Below are 19,099 nucleotides of genomic sequence, written 5' to 3'. Positions count from 1 at the left end.
GGTCGGGGCGTGGCCGTCGATCGGGAACGCGTCGCGTCCCTCGTGCGCGACCTGCTCGAGGCGATCGGGGAAGACCCCGACCGCCCCGGGCTCAAGCAGACCCCGCAGCGGGTCGCCGACGCGTACGCCGAGTTCTTCGCGGGAGTGGGCGCCGACCCCGCCGAACCGCTCGCGCACACGATCTCGGTCGCGCGGGGGCCGGCTCCCGATACGCTCCCGTCCGGCGCGGTGATGGTCCGCGGCATCCGGTTCCGCTCGTTCTGCGAGCACCACCTGCTGCCCTTCGCCGGTCATGCGCACATCGCGTATCTGCCGGGGGAGCAGGTGGTCGGGCTCGGCGCGCTCCCACGGGTCGTCGACACCCTCGCGGCGCGACCGCAGGTGCAGGAACGGCTGGGTGAGCAGATCGCCGACACGATCGCCGGCGCGCTCGACGCGCGGGGCGTGCTCGTCGTACTGGATGCCGCACACGAGTGCGTGACGATGCGCGGCGGACGGCAGGCGGATGCCACGACCGTCACGGTCGCCGCCCGTGGCGTCTACACCGAGCCGGTCGCGCGGGCCGAGCTGATCGCCCTGATCGCGGGCGGCGCGGCATGACGACGATCATGGGCATCCTCAACGTCACGCCCGACTCGTTCAGCGACGGCGGACGCTACCTCGACGTCGCCGTCGCCGTCGGACACGCCGAGGCACTCCGCCGCGCCGGCGCGCACATCGTCGACGTCGGCGGTGAGTCGACCCGGCCGGGCGCCGATCGGGTCGACCCCGAGATCGAGCAGGGCCGCGTCATCCCGGTGGTCGAGGCTCTGTCGGCGCGGGGCATCGTCGTGAGCATCGACACGATGAACGCGGCCACCGCCGCCGCCGCGGTCGCCGCGGGGGCGCGGATCGTCAACGACGTCTCGGGCGGTCTCGCGGACCCCGAGATGTTCGCCGCGGTCGCCGGCTCCGACGCCGACATCGTCATCGGGCACTGGCGCGGGCATTCGGCCGACATGTACGCCACCGCGCGGTACACCGACCTCGTCGGCGAGGTCGTCGCGGAGCTGCAGGAGCGGGTCTCGGCGGCGGCGACGGCCGGGATCGCACCCTCGCGCGTCATCCTCGACCCCGGCATCGGGTTCGGCAAGCGCGGCGATCAGAACTGGACCGTGCTGCATCACCTCGATCGCGTCGTGGGGCTCGGCAAGCGCGTGCTGGTGGGGACGAGCCGCAAGGGCTTCTTGCGCGAGGCCGTCGGCGAGGGCTCGGGCCCTGACCGGCCCGACGCCGAGCGGCACGACCTCGCGACCGCGGTCACGAGCGTGCTCGCCGCCGACGCGGGCGCGTGGGGCGTGCGGGTGCACGACGTCGGGACGACGCGCGACGCACTGGCCGTACGCTCGCGATGGCGGGAGGCCTCATGAGCGATCGCATCACGTTGCGCGGCATCCGCGCCGTCGGGTATCACGGCGTCTACGAGCACGAACGACGCGAGGGACAGGAGTTCATCGCCGACGTCGAGCTCGAGCTGTCGTTGGCGGATGCGGCGGCGAGCGACGACGTCGCCGACACCGTGCACTACGGCGAACTCGCCGAGAAGGTCGCGGCGATCCTGTCGGGGACACCGGCCGATCTCCTCGAGACCGTCGCCGACCGCGTCGTGCGGGCGGCCCTCGCGTTCGACCGGGTGGATGCCGTCTCCGTCACGGTACACAAGCCGCAGGCGCCCATCACGGTGCCCTTCGGCGATGTCAGCGTGACCCTCACCCGCCGACGGGAGAACCGATGAGTCGCCGCCTCGCCCAGGAGTCGCCGCAGCCCGCCGCCGCGGGTCGGCATGATGCGCAGCGCGCCGTCGTCGCGGTCGGTGCCAATCTCGGCGATCGCGCCGACACGGTGGCGCGGGCGATCGCCGAGCTCGACGGCTTGCCGCTGACCCGGCTCGTGCGCGCCGCCGACCCGATCGAGACGGTCGCGCTGACCCTCGACGGGCCGGATGCCGCCGCGCCCGCATACCTCAACACGGTCGCGGTCATCGAGACGCGCCTGGCGCCCAGCGTGCTGCTGGGCTACCTGCACGCAATCGAGGAACGCCACGGCCGGCCCCCGCGCACGGCGGCGCAACCGCGGTGGCAGGACCGCACGCTCGACCTCGACCTCATCGCTCACGGTGACGTCGTCTGCGACACTCCGACGCTCGTGCTGCCGCATCCGCGCGCGGCCGAGCGCGACTTCGTGCTGGTGCCCTGGCTGGCGGTCGACCCCGATGCGATCCTCCCCGGACGCGGTCGCGTCGATGGGCTGCTCGCCGCTCTGCGCGGGAGCCCGGCGTGAGACGCACATCCCCGGTGACCCTCGTCGTCGCCGCGGTGCTCGGCATCGCGGCGGGCTTCGTCATCGATCAGGCGCTCACCGCCGCGGGGCGCGCGACGTTCTCCCCGTCGATCATGCTGCCGGTGCTGTTCGTCCTGCTGGCCGTCTCGGTCGTCGCCCTCGCCCTGCCGATCCGGCGTGCGACGCAGGGGCAGGCGCCACGGGTCGACCCCTTCCGTGCCGTGCGCATCGCGATGCTCGCCAAGGCGTCGAGCATCGTCGGGGCGTTCGTCGGCGGTATCGGCGTCGGCCTGCTCCTCTTCCTTCTCACACGGCCCGTCCCGCCGTCAGTAGGCTCATCGGGAGCGGTCGTCGCCGCGATCGTCGGAGCCGTCGTGCTCGTGGCGGCCGGAGTGATCGCAGAGCAGCTCTGCACCATTCGGAAGGACGACGATGACGACCAGCCCGGACCACCCGAGCCCGACGCCACTCCCTCCCACCACTGACGCGCCACAGCCGGGAGCCGTGGACGACGCCCTCGACGCGGGCACCTACGACCGCATCCGCGAGCCGCGCAGCGCCGGGCGCCTCGCCCTCGACGGCGACTGGCACCAGATCTCGCGCAAGTACCTCACGGTGCAGCTCATCACCGACATCACCACGACCGTCATCGTGGCTGCGGCCGCGATCGTGCTCGCCGTGGTCTTCGATCAGACCTGGCTCTTCTTCGTCGCCGGGGCGGTGGTGGCTCTCGAGATCGCGATGATCGTCATCCTGCCGCGACAGGTCCGCGCGATCGGCTACCAGCTGCGCGCCGACGACATCGTCTTCCGCAAGGGCATCCTCTGGCAGCGGATGGTCGCGGTGCCCTACGGGCGCATGCAGCTCGTCGACATCACCCACGGTCCGCTGGACCGCGGCTTCGGCATCGCCAAGCTCAAGCTCGTCACCGCGGCCGCCACGACGGGCGTCGAGATCCCGGGGCTCACGCAGGACGCCGCCGAGGCGCTCCGCGACACCTTGATCGAGGTCGCCGAGGACCGGCGGACGGGACTGTGAGCAGCCCGACGCGCGGGGTCGCGCTGCCGGCCGAGGGCGGCTCGTCGTCGCTCGCCGACGGCGAATGGCACCGGCTGCATCCCCTCACCCCGCTTTTCCGCGGCGGGCTCGCCCTGGTCATCATCGCCGGCATCGTCATCTCGAACATGCGCGACCGGCTGACGCAGTGGGTGGTCGCGTTGTTCACGCCGGAAGGCGCGCGCGTCGACCTCTCGGGCGAGGGCGACCTGATCGACTGGATCACGACGAACGAGCTGATCCTCCTGATCCTCGCGATCGTGGCGGGCGTCGTGCTGCTGCTGATCGCGGCGTTCTGGCTCGTGTGGCGCTTCCAGCAGTTCCGCATCACGGGCGAGCACGTCGAGGTCCGCAAGGGCATCGTCTTCCGCTCCCACCGCCGTGCCCCGCTCGATCGCGTGCAGGGCGTCAACCTCATCCGCCCGTTCCCGGCACGACTCGCCGGCATGGCCAAGCTGGAGGTCGTGGGAGCAGGCACCGACGCGAACGTTCCCCTGGAGTACCTGTCGACCAAGCGTGCCGAGCAGGTGCGCGCCGACATCCTGCGTCTCGCTTCGGGAGCGCGCGCTGCGCGCCGCGGCGGGGCCGAACGGACCGGGGCGGGACTCGGGCGGGACGGTTCGCCGGTGCCGCTGGCGGCGCGCGTCGGCGGCGTCGTCGGCGAGGGGCTGACCGGACTCGTCGAGGGCGTCGATCACGAGGACGTCGTTCCCGAGAGCGTCGTGAAGATCCCCAACGGCCGCCTGATCGGCTCGCAGGTGATCGGCGGGATCGTCTGGCTGGTCGTGTTCCTCCTCCTGGTCGCCGTGTTCGCCGCCGTCATGTCGCCGATCGCCGCGCGCAACGCGTCGGACGGCGGTTGGCTGATCCTGCTCGGGGCGACCGTCGGCGTCGGCGCGCCGCTCGTCCTGTCGACGGTCGCGATCGTCTGGGCGCAGATCTCGAAGTCGCTGCGGTACTCGATCGCCCCGACCCCCGACGGGGTGCGCATCACCTTCGGCCTGTTCACCACCGTCACCGAGACCTTGCCCCCGGGCCGCATCCACGCCGTCGAGGTGTCGCAGTCGATCCTCTGGCGGCCGTTCGGTTGGTGGACGGTGAAGATCAACCGGATGTCGGGCCAGAGCGTGGCGCAGCAGGCGTCGGCACAGGGCCAGATGTTCAACACCGTGCTGCCGGTGGGCACGCGCGCCGACGTCGAGCGCGTCCTCGACCTCGTGCTCCCCGATGCGCCCGCGGCCGACCGTCCGCTCGTGTGGGAGCACGGCGTGCTCGGGCCCGTCCCCGGCGACCCCTACCGCACCATGGCCCGCCGCGCCCGGTGGCGCCGGCCGCTGTCATGGCGGCGTCACGGCTACGTCGTCACCGACCATTCGCTGCTGCTGCGCCGCGGCCGGATCTGGCGCAAGCTCACGCTGGTGCCGTTAGCGCGCCTGCAGGGCGTCGGCATCTCGCAGGGCCCGGTCGAGCGGCTGCAGACGGTGGCGCGTGCGCGAGCGCACACCGTGCCCGGACCCGTCACGGCGACGATCGTCGGCATCGAGCGCGACGACGTCGTCGCCCTGCTCGACGCCGTGAGCCTCGGGGCCGTCGCCGCCGCGGCATCCGATCACTCGCATCGCTGGGGCGAGGCGGACGTCGTTCCGCCGCCGCCGTACGTTCCCCCGGCAGCCGTTCCCGCCGCCCAGCCGCAGGACACGGATGACGCGTCCTCGGCGGAGCAGCCCGCGACGGCGGCCGTGGGCGCCGAGCAGCCCGCTACGCCGGCGGTGGGCGGCGAGCAGCCCGCGCCCGGCGGGCGACGTGAACTGCGCGAGCGGCGTGAGCTGCGCGAGCGGAACGGCGCGGAGGAGGAGCGGTGACGGCGAGTTCGCGCCTGGGTGTCGGCATCATCGGCGCGGGCCGCGTGGGGCCCGTGATCGGGGCGGCCCTCGCGGGCGCCGGTCACGCGCTCACCGGGGTCACCGCGGGGTCGGACCGCGAGCGTGTCGATGCGGTGATCCCCGGGGTGCCGGTGCTCGATGCCGACGAGGTCGTGCGTCGGAGCGAGCTCGTCGTGATCGCCGTGCCCCACGACGAGCTCGGGCCTCTCGTCTCCGGTCTCGCCGAGCTCGGCGCGTGGCAGGTCGGTCAGCTCGTGCTGCACACCGACCCGGGGCACGGCCTTGACGTCCTCGCGCCGGCGGCCGCGCGCGGAGCAATCCCGCTCGCCGTTCACCCCGCCATCGCCTTCACCGGCTCGACCCTCGACCTGCGTCAGCTCGCGGGCGCGTACGCCGCCGTGACGGCACCGGCCGCCGTTCTGCCGATCGGACAGGCGCTCGCGGTCGAGCTCGGCTGCGAGCCCGTCGTGGTCGCCGACTCCGACCGACCGGCCTACGGCGAGGCGATCGCGACGGCGACGCAGTTCGCGGCGTCGATCGTGCAGCAGTCGGCCGCGCTGCTCGAGGATGCCGGTGTGCCGGCGCCCGGCCGCTTCCTCTCGACGCTCGTGCACTCGACGGTCGAGCGTGCGCTGACGGCCGCGGGTCGCGGCGCCGCCCCCGACGACGAGCTGCTGTGAGCGACGTCGAACTCGCCCGCATCCCGGCGGGCGAGCTGCCCGTTCCGGGGGCGCGTCGCGGTCCGCGCGTGGCGGCGTTCGAGATCGGCGTGTACCCGGTCACGGAAGAACAGCTCGGCGAGGTGCTCGGGGTCACGGCTGTGCACCCGCGTCGTCCGGCCGTGGCGGTGTCGTGGCTGCGGGCGGTGCGCTTCTGCAACGCGCTGTCGGAGTGGGAGGGGCTCGATGCCGCCTACGCCGTCGATGGCGACGAGGTCCGCTGGTACGACGACTCCGACGGGTACCGGCTGCCGACCGAGCTGGAGTGGGAGTACGCGTGTCGCGCGGGCTCGGGGGCTGCGCAGTACGGACCGCTCGCCGAGATCGCCTGGACGGCGGCCGACAACCTCTCGTCGCCGCAGCCGGTCGGGGGTCGGCATCCCAACCTCTTCGGCCTCTTCGACACGCTCGGCAACGTCTCGGAGTGGTGCTGGGATCTGTTCGCGCCCGACACCGGATCACGCGACCGGGTGTTCCGCGGCGGGGGGTTCGCCGACGCGCCCGGATCGGTGCGCGCCGGAACGCGCCGCGGGGCCCGTCCCGACAGCCGGCACGACGACGTCGGCCTGCGCGTCGCCCGCGGACCTGTCGCGTAGCCGGACGGATCGGCACCGCCGGCGGCGCGTCGGGTGCACATTCGTCGGACCGGTGGTGCTGGAGTGGCCCCACGCCGCCACCGAGGCGCCATCAGCACCAGCGGTCCGACGGGTGTATCGCGAAGCACCCGCGGCGCGCTCGGTAGACTGGCACGTCGAATCCCGAGGAGTTTTTCTGCCATGAGCGACGCGCCCGTGCACCCCACCGACGACGCCGACGACGTCATCGAGCAGAAGGCCGTGCGCCTCGCCAAGCGCGAGCGGCTGCTCACCGAGCGATCGGATGCCGCCGGCGGCGCGTATCCCGTCGCCGTGGCCGTCACCGACACCATCCCGGCGCTGCGTGCGCGCTACGCCGACCTCGAGGCCGGTGCCGAGACCAGTGTCACCGCGTCCGTCGCGGGCCGCGTCGTGTTCAGCCGCAACACCGGCAAGCTCTGCTTCGCGTCGCTGCAGTCGGGCGACGGCAGCCGCATCCAGGCGATGGTCTCGCTGGCGGAGGTGGGCGACGAGTCGCTTCAGGCGTGGAAGGAGCTCGTCGACCTGGGCGACCACGTGTCGGTCACCGGCCAGGTCATCTCGAGCCGCCGCGGCGAGCTGTCGATCATGGTGAGCAGCTGGCAGATCGCGTCGAAGGCCCTCCTGCCGCTGCCGAACCTGCACTCCGAGCTGAGCGAGGAGAGCCGCGTGCGCTCGCGCTTCCTCGATCTCATCGTGCGCGACACCGCGCGGGAGACCGTCGTCGCGCGGGCCAAGGTCAACGCGTCGCTGCGTCGCACCTTCGACGAGCACGGCTTCCTCGAGGTCGAGACCCCGATGCTGCAGGTGCAGCACGGCGGCGCGGCCGCCCGTCCGTTCGTGACGCACTCGAACGCGTTCGACACGGAGCTCTACCTGCGCATCGCGCCCGAGCTCTTCCTCAAGCGCGCCGTCGTCGGCGGCATCGACCGCGTGTTCGAGATCAACCGGAACTTCCGCAACGAGGGCGCCGACTCGACGCACAGCCCCGAGTTCGCGATGCTCGAGGCCTACCAGTCCTACAGCGACTACAACGGCATCGCCGATCTGACGCAGGAGCTCATCCAGAACGCCGCCGTCGCCGTCGCGGGATCGACGACGGTCACGTGGGCCGACGGCACCGAGTTCGACCTCGGCGGCCAGTGGGACCGCATCTCGATGTACGACTCGCTGTCAGAGGCCGCCGGTCGCCGGATCACGCCCGAGACCTCACTCGCGGAGCTCCAGGAGCTCGCCGCCGAGGTGGGGGTCGTCGTCCCGGAGAAGGTCGCGACGCACGGCAAGCTCGTCGAAGAGCTCTGGGAGCACTTCGTCAAGGGCGGCCTCGAGCGGCCCACCTTCGTCATGGACTTCCCCGTCGACACGTCGCCGCTGGTGCGCGAGCACCGCTCGATCGCGGGTGTCGTGGAGAAGTGGGACCTCTACGTCCGCGGCTTCGAGCTGGCGACCGGCTACTCCGAGCTCGTCGACCCCGTCATCCAGCGTGAGCGCTTCGTCGAGCAGGCGAAGCTCGCCGCGCGCGGCGACGACGAGGCGATGCGCGTCGACGAGGAGTTCCTCCGCGCCCTCGAGCACGGGATGCCGCCGACCGGTGGCATGGGCATGGGCATCGATCGCCTCCTGATGGCGATCACCGGGCTCGGCATCCGCGAGACCATCCTTTTCCCGCTGGTCAAGTAACCGCCGGCGGTTCCTGCGCCGCAGGCCCAGGCTGGTGGGTTTCCACATACCGAACCGCTCGGGGTCTGCGCCGGTGCGCCCGGCGCCAGCCTGGTCTGCATGACCACGACCGTTCGCGCCGCGGATGCCGCGCACTTCCTCTCTCTCGTCCCTCACCTGCTCGGGTTCAACCCGACCCGCAGCCTCGTCGTGGTGCCGTTCGCGGGCACGCGCAGCCTCGGCGCGATGCGTGTCGACCTGCCCACCGGCGCGCTCGCCGACCTCGACAGCGCCGCAGCGACGGTCGTGGGGATGGTGTGCCGCATCCCGGATGCCGACGCCCTGACGGCGATCGTCTACTCGCCCGAGTCGGCCGCGGAGGGGCTGCCCGGGGCCGCGGTCCTCGCCGCGCTGGGTCGCGCTGCCGACGCCTGCGGCGTCCGAGTCGTCGACCTGCTGACCGTCGCGGCTGACGGGTGGGGCTCGCACCTCGACGCCGCCTGCCCGCGCGGCGGGCGGTCCATCGAGGAGATCGTGCGGGCCGCCACCCGGCACTGCGCCCCGGAGCCCGGGGCGCAGGTGACCGGGGATCACACCTCTGGTGCCGAGCTCCCGCGGCGCACCGCCGCCGAGCGTCGTGTCGTGGGCGGCGCCCTCCGCTCTCTCGAGACCGCGGTCGCGGTGCTGTGCGGCATCCCGCGCGTGGGCGGCGGTCGGCGTCAGTCCCGCGACCCCGCGGCCGGCGGCACGGTCGATCCCGCCGCGCTCGCCGCCGCGTGCGAGCTCGATGATCCACCGCGGTTGTTCGAGCGGGTGCTGACCGGCGACCCCGCCGAGCTCGAGCCGCTCGTGGTCGCGCTGCTCGTGTGGTGCTTCTCGCGACCATCACTGCGCGACGTCGCCCTCGTGCAGTGGGCCACCGACGCGCGCCGAGGTGGCGATGCTCTCGAGGCCCAGCGCCGATGGGAGGACGGCGAGGACTACCCCGAACAGCTGGGGAGCATCATGTGGGGCGACGGAGACAGGCCCGATCCCGATCGCCTGCTCTCCGCCCTCGGCGTGACGCGCGAGATCGCGGCTCTCGCTCCCCGCCGGCTGCGACCCGGGGCGCTGTCGCTGTGCGCGTGGCTGTCGTGGGCGCTGGGCCGTTCCACGCATGCCGCGTCGTACGCGCGGCGCGCGCTCGAGATCGACCCCGATCACGGCCTCGCCGAGATCCTCCTGTCGTTCGCGCAGATCGGTCACCTGCCCGACTGGGCTTTCCATCAGCGGGGCCACGTACGATAGGAGACATGGACGAATACGTGAGCGCGGTCATCTGGTCGCTGCTGCCGACCCTCGTGGTCTCGGTGCTTTTCGTGTTCATCCTCCGCGGCATCCTGCGCATGGACCGTACCGAGCGCCGGGCGTACGCGAAGATCGAGGCCGAGGAGCGTGCGGCCCGAGGGCTCGCCGCACCCGCGCCCGACCGCACCGCCCCCTGAGCCTCCGGGATGAGCGGTCGCGCCCGATACGCTGATTCCGACCAGATCGGAGGGGCGGCGTGACCATCGAGTTCACCGCGTACGAATTCCCCGGCTGGTGGCTCGTCCTGGTCTTCATCGCCGACCTGATCATCCGCATCACAGCGGTCATCGTGGTTCCGCGAAACCGCCGGCCCACCGCGGCGATGGCGTGGCTGCTCGCGATCTACTTCATCCCGTTCGTCGGCGTCTTCCTCTTCCTGCTCATCGGCAACCCGCGCCTGCCGCGCAAGCGCCGGCGGATGCAGCGCGAGATCAACCAGTACATCCGCGAGACCAGCGAGGGACTCGACTTCGGGACGCTGCGACCCGACGCGCCCGCGTGGTTCACGTCGGTGGTCACGCTCAACCGCAACCTCGGCGCGATGCCGCTCGCCGGTGACAACGGCGCCGAGATCATCTCGGACTACGAGGAGAGCATCCGCCGGATGGCCGAGGAGGTGCGCCGGGCCGAACGCTACGTGCACGTCGAGTTCTACATCCTGCAGTCCGACAAGACCACGGAGGTCTTCTTCGCCGCGCTCGAGGAAGTCGCCGCGCGCGGGGTGACCGTGCGGGTGCTGCTGGATTACTGGGCCAACCGCGGCAAGCCGTTCTACCGGGACACTGTCAAGCGGCTCTCGGCGATGGGGGCCGACTGGCATCACATGCTTCCCGTTCAACCCCTGCGCGGGAAGTACCAGCGGCCCGATCTCCGCAACCACCGCAAGCTGATCGTCATCGACGGGACCGTGGCGTTCACCGGCTCGCAGAACATGACCGATTCGACCTACAACCTGAAGAAGAACATCAAGCGCGGCCTGCACTGGGTCGACCTGATGGTTCGCGTGCAGGGCCCCGTGGTGGCGAGCATCGACGCGGTCTTCCTCTCGGACTGGTACAGCGAGACCGGATCGGCGCCCTCGGAAGACGTGGGCCTGTTCGAGCTCGAGAGCGGACCGGGCGACCTCGACTGCCAGATCGTCCCGTCGGGACCGGGCTTCGAGTTCCAGAACAACCTCAAGCTCTTCACCGCCCTGCTGTTCGCTGCGCAGAAGCGCGTCATCATCGTCAGCCCCTACTTCGTGCCCGACGAGGGGCTGCTGCTCGCGGTGCAGACGGCGTGCCAGCGCGGCCTGCAGGTCGAGCTGTTCGTCTCCGAAGAGGGCGATCAGGCCATGGTCTACCACGCCCAGCGCAGCTACTACGAGGCCCTGCTGCGCGCCGGCGTGAAGATCTGGATGTACCCCAAGCCCTACATCCTGCACACCAAGAGCCTGACGATCGACGACGACGTCGCCATCATCGGCTCGAGCAACATGGACATGCGCTCGTTCGGTCTCAACCTGGAGATCTCCATGCTCGTGCGCGGCGAGGAGTTCATCGCGCAGCTCCGCCGGGTCGAGGACCAGTACCGGTCGCTCTCGCGCGAGCTGACGCTCGAGGAGTGGATGAAGCAGCCGCTGCGCTCGACGGTGCTCGACAACCTCGCGCGCCTGACCTCCGCCCTGCAGTGACGGCGCGCGCCGAAGCGGTCGTGGTACATCTGAGACGAACGCGGTGCTCGTGACACTCTCACACCAGCGACGGAAGGATGACTCCCATGACGACACGAACGACGACGGCGGCGACCGCGCTGCTGGTGCTCGCCGCCCTCGGGCTGGCCGGCTGCGCCACGTCTCCCGGCGCCGGTGACACCCCGGGCGCCCCCGAGACCGACACCGCCGCCCCGCAGAGCGACGCCGAGCTGGATGCCGCGTGGCTCGACGGCGGCCGGGCGATCGGCGTCGTGACGTACGGCAGTTCGTCGTGCCAGCCGGTGGCCGGCGAGGCGACGGCGTCGGGGCAGACCGTGACCGTGGAGATCACCGAGCAGGGCGAGGCCTGCACGCGCGACTACGTGCCGCGAGCATCGTTCGTGTCGCTGCCCGAGGGCGTCGACCCGTCGCAGGACGTCGAGATCGTGATCACCGGAGCCTTCGCGGGCGACACCGACCTCGACGGCATCCCCGGGTTCGTGCCGCCCGCCGCGGGCGAGGTCGCCGACATGCTGCCGTCGGCCGGATGGTTCGACGACGGCGGCCTCGTGCTGCTGACCTACGGATCATCGAGCTGTCCGCCGGTGTTCGACACCGTCGAGCTCACGCCGGCCGGGGAGGTCCGCGTCGTCGAGGCCGCTGCACCCGCCGACCAGGTGTGCACGATGGACTACGCGCCTCGCCTCAGCGTGCTCGGGGTCGGCGAGGTCTCGGACGATGACCGGCCGGGCGAGCTGGTGCTCGTGTCGGCGACCGGCGACGAGCAGCGCATCGCCGTCACCGGCTGACCGCACCCTCCGACACGCGAACGGATGCCGGCGAGCTGAGCGCTCGCCGGCATCCGTGTTCTCCGCGGTCTAGATCGAGCCGAGCTGCGACAGGACGAACGTCCAGACGCTGATGAACGCCAGCATGCCCAGGCTGTAGAAGATCGACGCCCGGAGGATCTCGCTCTCGCGACCCGACAGCCCGACCGCGCCGGCGGCGATCGCGATCGATTGCGGCGAGATGACCTTCGCCGCCGCACCTCCCGCGGTGTTGGCTCCGACGAAGAGCGTCGGGTCGATGCCGATCCGATCGGCGGTCGTGGCCTGCAGCTGACCGAAGAGCGTGTTGTTGTTGACGACCGATCCGGTGAGGAACACGCCGATCCAGCCGATGACCGGGGCGAACAGCGGGAACAGGGGCCCGGCGCCGGCCAGTGCGCTGCCGATGCTCGCCGAGCCGCCCGAGAGGTTCGCGATGTTGGCCAGGACGAGAATCAGCGCGATCAGCAGCAGCGCCCGCCAGAGTTCCCGCAACGTCTGCGCGAACTGATCCCGGAGCATCCGGCCCGTCAGCGCCTTCGTCGTGGCGAAGGTGACCAGCACCGCGAGCAGGATCGCCGTTCCCGTGGCGTTGATCGGCGTCCAGCTCCACGTGGTCTGCGCGAGCACGCCGCCGGCGGTGGTGACCTGGCCGAAGACGCCGGGGATCGGGACGTTGACGACGGCCCAGCTCAACGCGCCGCCGGGGAGGAAGAGCGCCTTGAAGGCGGGGATGCTCCAGACGAACACGAGCACGGTCAGGATGTAGAACGGACTCCACGCCGCGATGACCTCGCGTGCGGTGTGGCGCTCCTCGGCCGGGGCGGTCGCGCCGTTCTCGCGGAAGATGTGCGCGGGCTGCCAGACCAGACGGAGCCCCGCGAGGGCGAGCATCCCGAGAAGGCCCGGGACGATGGCCGCGAGCTCCGGGCCCAGGAACATCAGCACGGCCGCCTGGCTGCCGCTGAACACGAGGGTGAGCAGCACCGTTGCCGGCCAGGTCTCGCGCAGCCCCCGCCATCCGTCGAGGATCATCACGAGCAGGAAGGGGATGAGGAGCGTCAGCGGCTGCAGGATGAGCACGAGCATCCGCGACAGGTCCGCCACCTCGAGACCGCTCACCTGCGCGCCGACGATCACCGGGATGCCGATGGCGCCGTAGGCTCCGGCTGCGAGGTTGGCCACGAGGCTGAGCATGGCCGCCTTCACCGGCTTGAACCCGAGCTGCACGAGCATCGCCGCACAGATGGCGATGGGCACCCCGAACCCCGCGGCACCCTCGAGGAACGCGCCGAAGGCGAAGGTGATCAGCAGCACCTGCAGGCGCTGGTCGGGTGAGACGAGGGCGATCGACGAGCGGATGACGGCGAACCGGCCGCTCGCGACGGCGATCTTGTAGAGCCAGACCGCCATCACGATGATGTAGGCGATCGGCCAGATCGCGCTGAGCAGACCGAACAGGCCTGCGCCGCCGACGGCCGAGGCGGGCATGCCGAACACGAAGAGGGCGACGACCACCTCCGCGACGACCGCGATGCCGGCGGCGAGGATGCCGGAGAGCTTCAGGGCGACGAGGCAGACGAGGAAGATGATGATCGGCACCGCGGCGACGAGGGCCGACAGCCACGGGGTGCCGAGCGGGTCTACGGTCTGGGTCCACATGATCGTGCCTCTCAGCTGCGCACGGCGCCGATGACCCCGCGAAGGGCATCGGCGGAGGCGCGCAGCTGCATCCGTTCGTTCTCGGACATGGGGGTGTTCGGGATGGGGACGGCGCCCGACGCGCTCACGACCGAGGGCACCGACAGGGCGACGCCGTCGACCCCCGCGAAGCCGTCGAGCACGGTGCTGACCGGCAGGACGGCGTGCTGGTCCTGCAGGATCGCCTCGACGATGCGGGCCGACGACAGCCCGATCGCGTAGTTGGTGGCGCCCTTGCCGCGGATGACCGTGTAGGCGGCATCGCGGACGTCGGCGGCGATCTGGTCGAGCTCGTCCAGCGTCATGCGCGGGTGGCCCGGCCGTTCCCACTCGAGGATCGGCACCGTTCCGATCGTGGCGCTCGACCACAGCGGGAACTCGGTGTCGCCGTGCTCGCCCACGATGTACGCGTGGACGCTGCTCGTGGAGACGCCGGCGCGCTGCGCGAGCTTCCAGCGCAGGCGCGAGGTGTCGAGCACGGTGCCGGAGGAGAAGATGCGCTGCCGCGGCAGATCCGCCACCCCGGCGGCGACGACCGTGAGCACGTCGCAGGGGTTCGTCACGATGACGTAGACGGCGTCGGGAGCGACCTCGAGGAGCTGCGGGATCATCCCGCGGATGATGCGCGCGTTGACGCCGGCCAGTTCGGTGCGGGTCTGCCCGGGCTCCTGCTTGGCCCCCGCGGTGATGACGACGACATGCGAGCCGGCGGCCACCGAGACGTCCGAGCTTCCGACGATGTCGCTCGCTCCGATGAACTGCGACCCGTGTGCGAGGTCGAGGGCTTCCGCCTCGACCCGCTCGGCCGCGATGTCGTACAGGGCGACATGACGGGCGGACCCGCGGATGAGGGCGGCATATGCGACGCTGGCGCCCACGGCACCGGCTCCGACGACGGTCAGTTTCGAGTTCTCGATTACGTTCACGACATCATTCTAGATGTGGTCAGACCATAGGATCCAGTACCCGTCGTGGGTCCTCCGGCGACGCATTCTTCCGCCCCGCCGGAAGCGCCGATCACCTCATCGTGTCGAGGATGCCGGTGAGGTCGTCGAACGTGGTCCGCGGGTTGAGGATCGCGAAACGGGCGTTCGTGCGCCCCGCGTGACTGCTCGGGGTGACGAACGCGTGCTGGCGCTCGAGCAGGTCCGACGACCACCGCGCGTAGTCCGCCCGCTCCCACCCCACCCGCTCGAAGACGACGACGCCGAGCTGCGGGCGCCGCACGAGGGTCACCTCGTCGCGACGCTCGATCTCGGCCGCGATGCGCTCGGCCAGCTCGATCGATCGGGTGATCGCATCGCGGTAGACGTCGGTGCCGTAGGTGGCCAGCGAGAACCAGAGCGGAAGTCCGCGCGGGCGGCGGGTGAGGTGCACGGCGTAGTCGGAGGGGCTCCAGTCACCGGTCTCGGTGAGCGTGTCGAGGTATTCGGCGTGCTGCGTGTGAGCGCGGCGGCCGAGTTCGGGATCGCGGTAGATCAGCGCGCACGCGTCGAACGGCGCGAACAGCCACTTGTGGGGATCGACGATGACCGAGTCGGCGTGCTCGACCCCCGCGAAGCGGTGGCGGGCGACCGGTGAGAGCATCGCGGCGAGGCCGTACGCGCCGTCGACGTGCAGCCACACGCCGTGCTCGCGCGTGACGGCCGACACCGAGGCGATGTCGTCGACGATGCCGAAGTTGGTCGAGCCGGCCGTGGCGACGACGGCGAACACGCTCTCGCCGTGCTCGGCGAGGGCGGCGCGGACCGCCTCGCCGCGCAGCACGCCGTCGTCGGCGACCGGCACCGCGACGACCTCGACGTCCATGACGCGCGCCGCCGAGGCGATCGACGAGTGAGCCTCGGCGCTGCAGACCACGCGCCATCGATCGGGACGGATGCCGCGGGCGCGCGCGGTCTCACGCGCGGCGACGAGCGCCGAGAGGTTGCCCAGGGTGCCGCCCTGCACGAAGACGCCGCCCGCACCGGTCGGCAGGCCGAACTCGTCGGCGAGCCAGCGCAGCACCTCGTTCTCGGCGTGCACGGCACCGGCGCCCTCGAGCCATGACCCGCCGTAGAGGGCGCTCGCCGAGACGACGAGATCGAACGCGGCCGCCGCCTTCGACGGGGCGCTCGGGATGAAGGAGAGGTACCGCGGATCGTCTGTCGAGATGCAGGAGGGGGCGAGGATGTGCTCGAAGACGCCGATGGCCTTGCGTGCGCCGATCCCGTCGGCGTCGATCGTCCGCCCGGCCAGCCGCTGCAGCTCCGACGGGGGCAGCGGCTTGTCGAGCGGGGTGTTCTCGGCCAGGAGCCGGCCTCGCGAGTACTCGAGCACGAGGTCGACGATCGCGCGGGTCTCATCGGTCACGTCGTGCATGCGGGCGGGGAAGCGCTCGGTCATGGGTCCTCCTTGCGTCGAGGGTAGTTCGGTGGGCGCGAGCGGCGGGGCCGTGGCTCGCGGTCGGGCTTCAGGTGAGCGGGGGAGTGCGGGGCGGCGCGACCCGGCGTGGGGCGAGAGCCTCGATCGCGGCGGCCAGGTGCAGGAGCGCGCTGTCGTCGTACGCGCGCCCGGCGATGGTCAGGCCCACCGGCATCCGGATGTCGGGGAGGAGTCCCATGGGAACCGTTACCGTCGGGATGCCGAGGTGGCGGATCGCGAGGTTGCCGTTGGCGATCCAGGTGCCGTTGCGCCATCCGATGTCGGCCGAGGCGGCGTTCACGTCCATGTCGGCCGGAGCGATGTCGGCGACGGCGGGGAAGACGACGGCGTCGAGGCCGGCGGCATCCATCCAGTCCTCGAGGTCGACGCGGCGCGTCTGCTCGAGACCACGGAGGCCCGCCTCGAGGTGGGGGATGTCGGTGAGCTCCGCGCCGGGGTGATCCCTGACCCAGGCGGGGTACTCCGCGATGTCGTCGTCGAAACCGTCGTAGCGGTCGGGCAGGGCGCCCGCGGGGTGCGGGAAGATCTGCGCACCGTCGACGCCCGCGAGGCCGGGGAGGGCGGGGTCGCCGTTGGCGTGCAGGAAGTCGTCCCACGCCCACGCCGACAGATCGACGATCTCGTGACGCAGGTACTCCGCGCTCACGCGTCCGTTCGTCGCGATCGACCCGGCGCCGGGCCGGTCGTTCTCGTAGCGCGACACGACGGGGAAGTCGGTCTCGACCACCTCGGCGCCGGCGGCCTCGAGCTCGGCGCGGAGCGTCCGCCACAGCTCGATGACACCCGCCCGGGTCTCGAGGCGGCGACCGGTCGGCCCGCCGATGCCGGGGGAGTCGGCGGTGCCGGCATCCGGATCGGCGCCGATGTACATGCGGGGGATGCCGAGGCGGCGACCCGCCAGAGCGGAGCGGGCTGCTACGGCGTCGGCGACGGCGAGGTCGGCGTAGCGCTCCGGGCGGACGGCCGAGGCTGCGGGCAGCTCGACCCAGGGCTGCGTGCGCCAGAAGTCTCCGCGCGGCTCGGTGTCGTCGGCGACGACGACCTCGAGGACGGCGAGCAGGTCGGCCATCGTGCGGGTGTGCGGCACGACGACGTCCATGGTCGGCACGAGCGGCCAGTTGCCCCGCACCGAGATGACGCCGCGGGACGGGGTGTAGGCGCACAGGGCGTTGTGGGAGGCGGGTCCGCGCCCGCTCGACCAGGTCTCCTCGCCGAGGCCGAAGGCGGCGAAGCTCGCGGCTGTCGCCGTACCTGAGCCGTTCGAAGAGCCCGACGCGAACGGCGCCGTGAGGTAGTCGGCGTTGTACGGGCTCTCGGCCCGGCCGTAGAGCCCGCGCTGCATGCCGCCGTTGGCCATCGGGGGCATGTTGGTCAGTCCGAGGCAGATGGCCCCGGCCTCCCGCAGCCGCTCGATGGTGAAGGCGTCGCGCTGCGCGACGAGCTCCGCGAAGGCGGGGCTTCCGGCGGCGGCGGTGAGTCCGCGCACGAGGTAGCTGTCCTTCGCCGTGTAGGGGATGCCGTCGAGCGCGCCGCGAGCCTCGCCGCGGGCTCGGCGGGCATCGGATTCGGCGGCTTCGTCGAGGGCGTCCGGGTTTCGGACCACGACCGCGTTCAGCGCCGTGGCGGTGCCGGGGCCGTCGAAGGCGTCGATGCGGGCGAGGTAGGCCCGGGCGAGCTCGACCGCGGTCGTCTCTCCGCTCGCGAGCGCCGCCCCGAGCTCGGCGATGCTCGCCTCGCTGACCTCGATCACTCGCCTCTCCCGCCCGTCCGGTCGCCGGAGAGTGCGGATCCGGCGGGACCGGCATCCGCAGAGAGCGGCGAGTCGACCCGGGAGTGCGGGGCGAGGGCCGGTTGCTGCTGTGTGATGCAGTGGATGCCACCGCCTCGCGCGAAGAGCGGGCGCGCATCGACCGTCACGACGCGGCGACCGGGATAGGCGTCGGCGAGGATGCCGCGGGCACGGTCGTCGGCCGCGGGGTCGCCGAACCCGCAGGCGATCACCCCTCCATTGACGACGAGATGGTTCACGTAGCTGAAGTCGACGAAGCCCTCGTCGTCGCGCAGCTGCGCGGGAGCGGGGAGCTCGGTGATCTCGAGGGCCCGCCCGGCGGCATCCGTGGCCGCCTCGAGCGCTGCGCGGATCTCGGGCATGACGGCGTGGTCGGGATGCGCCGGGTCGGGCTGCGCGTGCAGCAGTACGCGCCCGGGTGCCGCGAAGGTCGCGACGATGTCGACGTGACCGTTCGTGCCGAACTCGTCGTAGTCGCGAGTGAGGCCGCGAGGCAGCCAGATCGCCGTGCCGGCGCCGAGCGTACGGAGCATCTCCGCCTCGACACGAGCCCGGTCGGCGAAGGGGTTTCGTCGAGGATCCCTTTGGACCGTCTCGGTGAGGAGCACCGTGCCGGCGCCGTCGACGTGGATGCCGCCGCCCTCGTTCACGAGCACCGAGCTGACGAGCTCCGCGCCGACGGCGGCGGCGACGAGGCGGGCGTGCTCGGCCGAGAGGCGCCAGTCGGCCCAGTCGGGTGCGCCCCATCCGTTGAAGATCCAGTCCACGGCACCGAGGACGCCCGGACGATCGTCGTCGACGACGAAGGTGGGGCCGTGGTCGCGCATCCAGAACTCGTCGACCGGCGTCTCGTGCTGCTCGATGGCGCCGCCGAGGAGGTCGCGCGCGCGGGCGGTCTCGGTCGGGTCGACGAGCATCGACACGGGTTCGAACTCGGCCACGGCGTGGGCGACGGCCGTCCACGCGGCGTACCCCTCGGCGCGTTCGGCATCCGTCTCACCCAGGGTGAATCCGACGCGCGGGAACGCCATCCATGTGCGCTCGTGCGGCGCGCCCTCAGCCGGCATCCTCCAGGCCATCGTGATCCTC

Annotated in this window: 19 protein-coding genes; 14 read left to right on the top strand and 5 right to left on the bottom strand. The window is 71.8% G+C overall.

Features of this window, described 5'->3' with window-relative positions:
* Positions 1 to 9: 9 nt before the first annotated feature.
* The 14 genes from folE (at position 10) to ACPYN5_RS12195 (ending at position 12,078) form a co-directional block, all read left to right on the top strand.
* Entirely contained in the window at positions 10 to 600 is a 591-nt protein-coding gene (folE, locus tag ACPYN5_RS12260) for a GTP cyclohydrolase I (protein ID WP_424449273.1), read from the top strand.
* Positions 597 to 1,409: a dihydropteroate synthase gene (gene folP / locus ACPYN5_RS12255; protein WP_424449272.1), complete on the top strand. Its 813-nt coding sequence runs from the start codon at positions 597 to 599 to the stop codon at positions 1,407 to 1,409. Before folE ends, folP begins: the two co-directional genes overlap by 4 nt.
* Entirely contained in the window at positions 1,406 to 1,774 is a 369-nt protein-coding gene (folB, locus tag ACPYN5_RS12250; RefSeq protein WP_424449271.1) for a dihydroneopterin aldolase, read from the top strand. Before folP ends, folB begins: the two co-directional genes overlap by 4 nt.
* The gene (gene folK / locus ACPYN5_RS12245; protein WP_424449270.1) at positions 1,771 to 2,319 is read left to right on the top strand and encodes a 2-amino-4-hydroxy-6-hydroxymethyldihydropteridine diphosphokinase; all 549 of its coding nucleotides are present in this window, start codon (positions 1,771 to 1,773) and stop codon (positions 2,317 to 2,319) included. Before folB ends, folK begins: the two co-directional genes overlap by 4 nt.
* On the top strand, positions 2,316 to 2,804 hold the full coding sequence (locus tag ACPYN5_RS12240) for a DUF3180 domain-containing protein (protein ID WP_424449269.1): 489 nt from the start codon (positions 2,316 to 2,318) through the stop codon (positions 2,802 to 2,804). Before folK ends, ACPYN5_RS12240 begins: the two co-directional genes overlap by 4 nt.
* Positions 2,752 to 3,357 (top strand): PH domain-containing protein, encoded by a 606-nt coding sequence (locus ACPYN5_RS12235; RefSeq protein WP_424449268.1) that lies wholly within the window; start codon positions 2,752 to 2,754, stop codon positions 3,355 to 3,357. Before ACPYN5_RS12240 ends, ACPYN5_RS12235 begins: the two co-directional genes overlap by 53 nt.
* Positions 3,354 to 5,237, top strand: a complete 1,884-nt coding sequence (locus tag ACPYN5_RS12230) for a PH domain-containing protein (RefSeq protein ID WP_424449267.1) — start codon at positions 3,354 to 3,356, stop codon at positions 5,235 to 5,237. The genes ACPYN5_RS12235 and ACPYN5_RS12230 overlap by 4 nt, the downstream gene beginning before the upstream one ends.
* Entirely contained in the window at positions 5,234 to 5,938 is a 705-nt protein-coding gene (locus tag ACPYN5_RS12225) for a DUF2520 domain-containing protein (RefSeq protein WP_424449266.1), read from the top strand. Before ACPYN5_RS12230 ends, ACPYN5_RS12225 begins: the two co-directional genes overlap by 4 nt.
* Complete coding sequence (locus ACPYN5_RS12220; protein ID WP_424449265.1) at positions 5,935 to 6,573, top strand: formylglycine-generating enzyme family protein; 639 nt, start codon at positions 5,935 to 5,937, stop codon at positions 6,571 to 6,573. The genes ACPYN5_RS12225 and ACPYN5_RS12220 overlap by 4 nt, the downstream gene beginning before the upstream one ends.
* Positions 6,574 to 6,753: 180 nt before the next feature.
* Entirely contained in the window at positions 6,754 to 8,271 is a 1,518-nt protein-coding gene (gene lysS / locus ACPYN5_RS12215) for a lysine--tRNA ligase (protein WP_424449264.1), read from the top strand.
* A 99-nt stretch (positions 8,272 to 8,370) separates the two neighbouring features.
* The gene (locus ACPYN5_RS12210; RefSeq protein ID WP_424449263.1) at positions 8,371 to 9,537 is read left to right on the top strand and encodes a DUF4192 family protein; all 1,167 of its coding nucleotides are present in this window, start codon (positions 8,371 to 8,373) and stop codon (positions 9,535 to 9,537) included.
* 5 nt (positions 9,538 to 9,542) lie between these two features.
* Positions 9,543 to 9,734 carry a hypothetical protein gene (locus tag ACPYN5_RS12205; protein WP_424449262.1) on the top strand — a complete coding sequence of 64 codons (192 nt, stop codon included), beginning with the start codon at positions 9,543 to 9,545 and terminating at the stop codon, positions 9,732 to 9,734.
* A gap of 65 nt (positions 9,735 to 9,799) precedes the next feature.
* Positions 9,800 to 11,269 carry a cardiolipin synthase gene (cls, locus tag ACPYN5_RS12200; protein ID WP_424449450.1) on the top strand — a complete coding sequence of 490 codons (1,470 nt, stop codon included), beginning with the start codon at positions 9,800 to 9,802 and terminating at the stop codon, positions 11,267 to 11,269.
* Positions 11,270 to 11,355: 86 nt separating this feature from the next.
* A complete protein-coding gene (locus ACPYN5_RS12195; protein ID WP_424449261.1) occupies positions 11,356 to 12,078 on the top strand; it encodes a hypothetical protein in 723 nt (240 codons plus the stop codon).
* A 69-nt stretch (positions 12,079 to 12,147) separates the two neighbouring features.
* Here the strand turns inward: ACPYN5_RS12195 and ACPYN5_RS12190 are convergent, their stop codons facing one another.
* From ACPYN5_RS12190 to ACPYN5_RS12170, 5 genes are all read right to left on the bottom strand, one after another.
* On the bottom strand, positions 12,148 to 13,758 hold the full coding sequence (locus ACPYN5_RS12190) for an L-lactate permease (RefSeq protein ID WP_424449260.1): 1,611 nt from the start codon (positions 13,756 to 13,758) through the stop codon (positions 12,148 to 12,150).
* Between the two features lie 11 nt (positions 13,759 to 13,769).
* The gene (locus ACPYN5_RS12185) at positions 13,770 to 14,723 is read right to left on the bottom strand and encodes an L-lactate dehydrogenase (protein WP_424449259.1); all 954 of its coding nucleotides are present in this window, start codon (positions 14,721 to 14,723) and stop codon (positions 13,770 to 13,772) included.
* Between the two features lie 91 nt (positions 14,724 to 14,814).
* Entirely contained in the window at positions 14,815 to 16,182 is a 1,368-nt protein-coding gene (locus ACPYN5_RS12180) for a pyridoxal phosphate-dependent decarboxylase family protein (RefSeq protein WP_424449258.1), read from the bottom strand.
* 67 nt (positions 16,183 to 16,249) lie between these two features.
* On the bottom strand, positions 16,250 to 17,971 hold the full coding sequence (locus ACPYN5_RS12175; RefSeq protein ID WP_424449257.1) for an amidase: 1,722 nt from the start codon (positions 17,969 to 17,971) through the stop codon (positions 16,250 to 16,252).
* Positions 17,968 to 19,089 carry an agmatine deiminase family protein gene (locus tag ACPYN5_RS12170; RefSeq protein WP_424449256.1) on the bottom strand — a complete coding sequence of 374 codons (1,122 nt, stop codon included), beginning with the start codon at positions 19,087 to 19,089 and terminating at the stop codon, positions 17,968 to 17,970. Before ACPYN5_RS12170 ends, ACPYN5_RS12175 begins: the two co-directional genes overlap by 4 nt.
* Positions 19,090 to 19,099 lie beyond the last annotated feature (10 nt).

Source organism: Microbacterium arborescens (genome assembly GCF_049707515.1).
GTDB lineage: Bacteria > Actinomycetota > Actinomycetes > Actinomycetales > Microbacteriaceae > Microbacterium > Microbacterium arborescens_B.
This window is presented reverse-complemented; position numbering and strand designations above follow the sequence as displayed.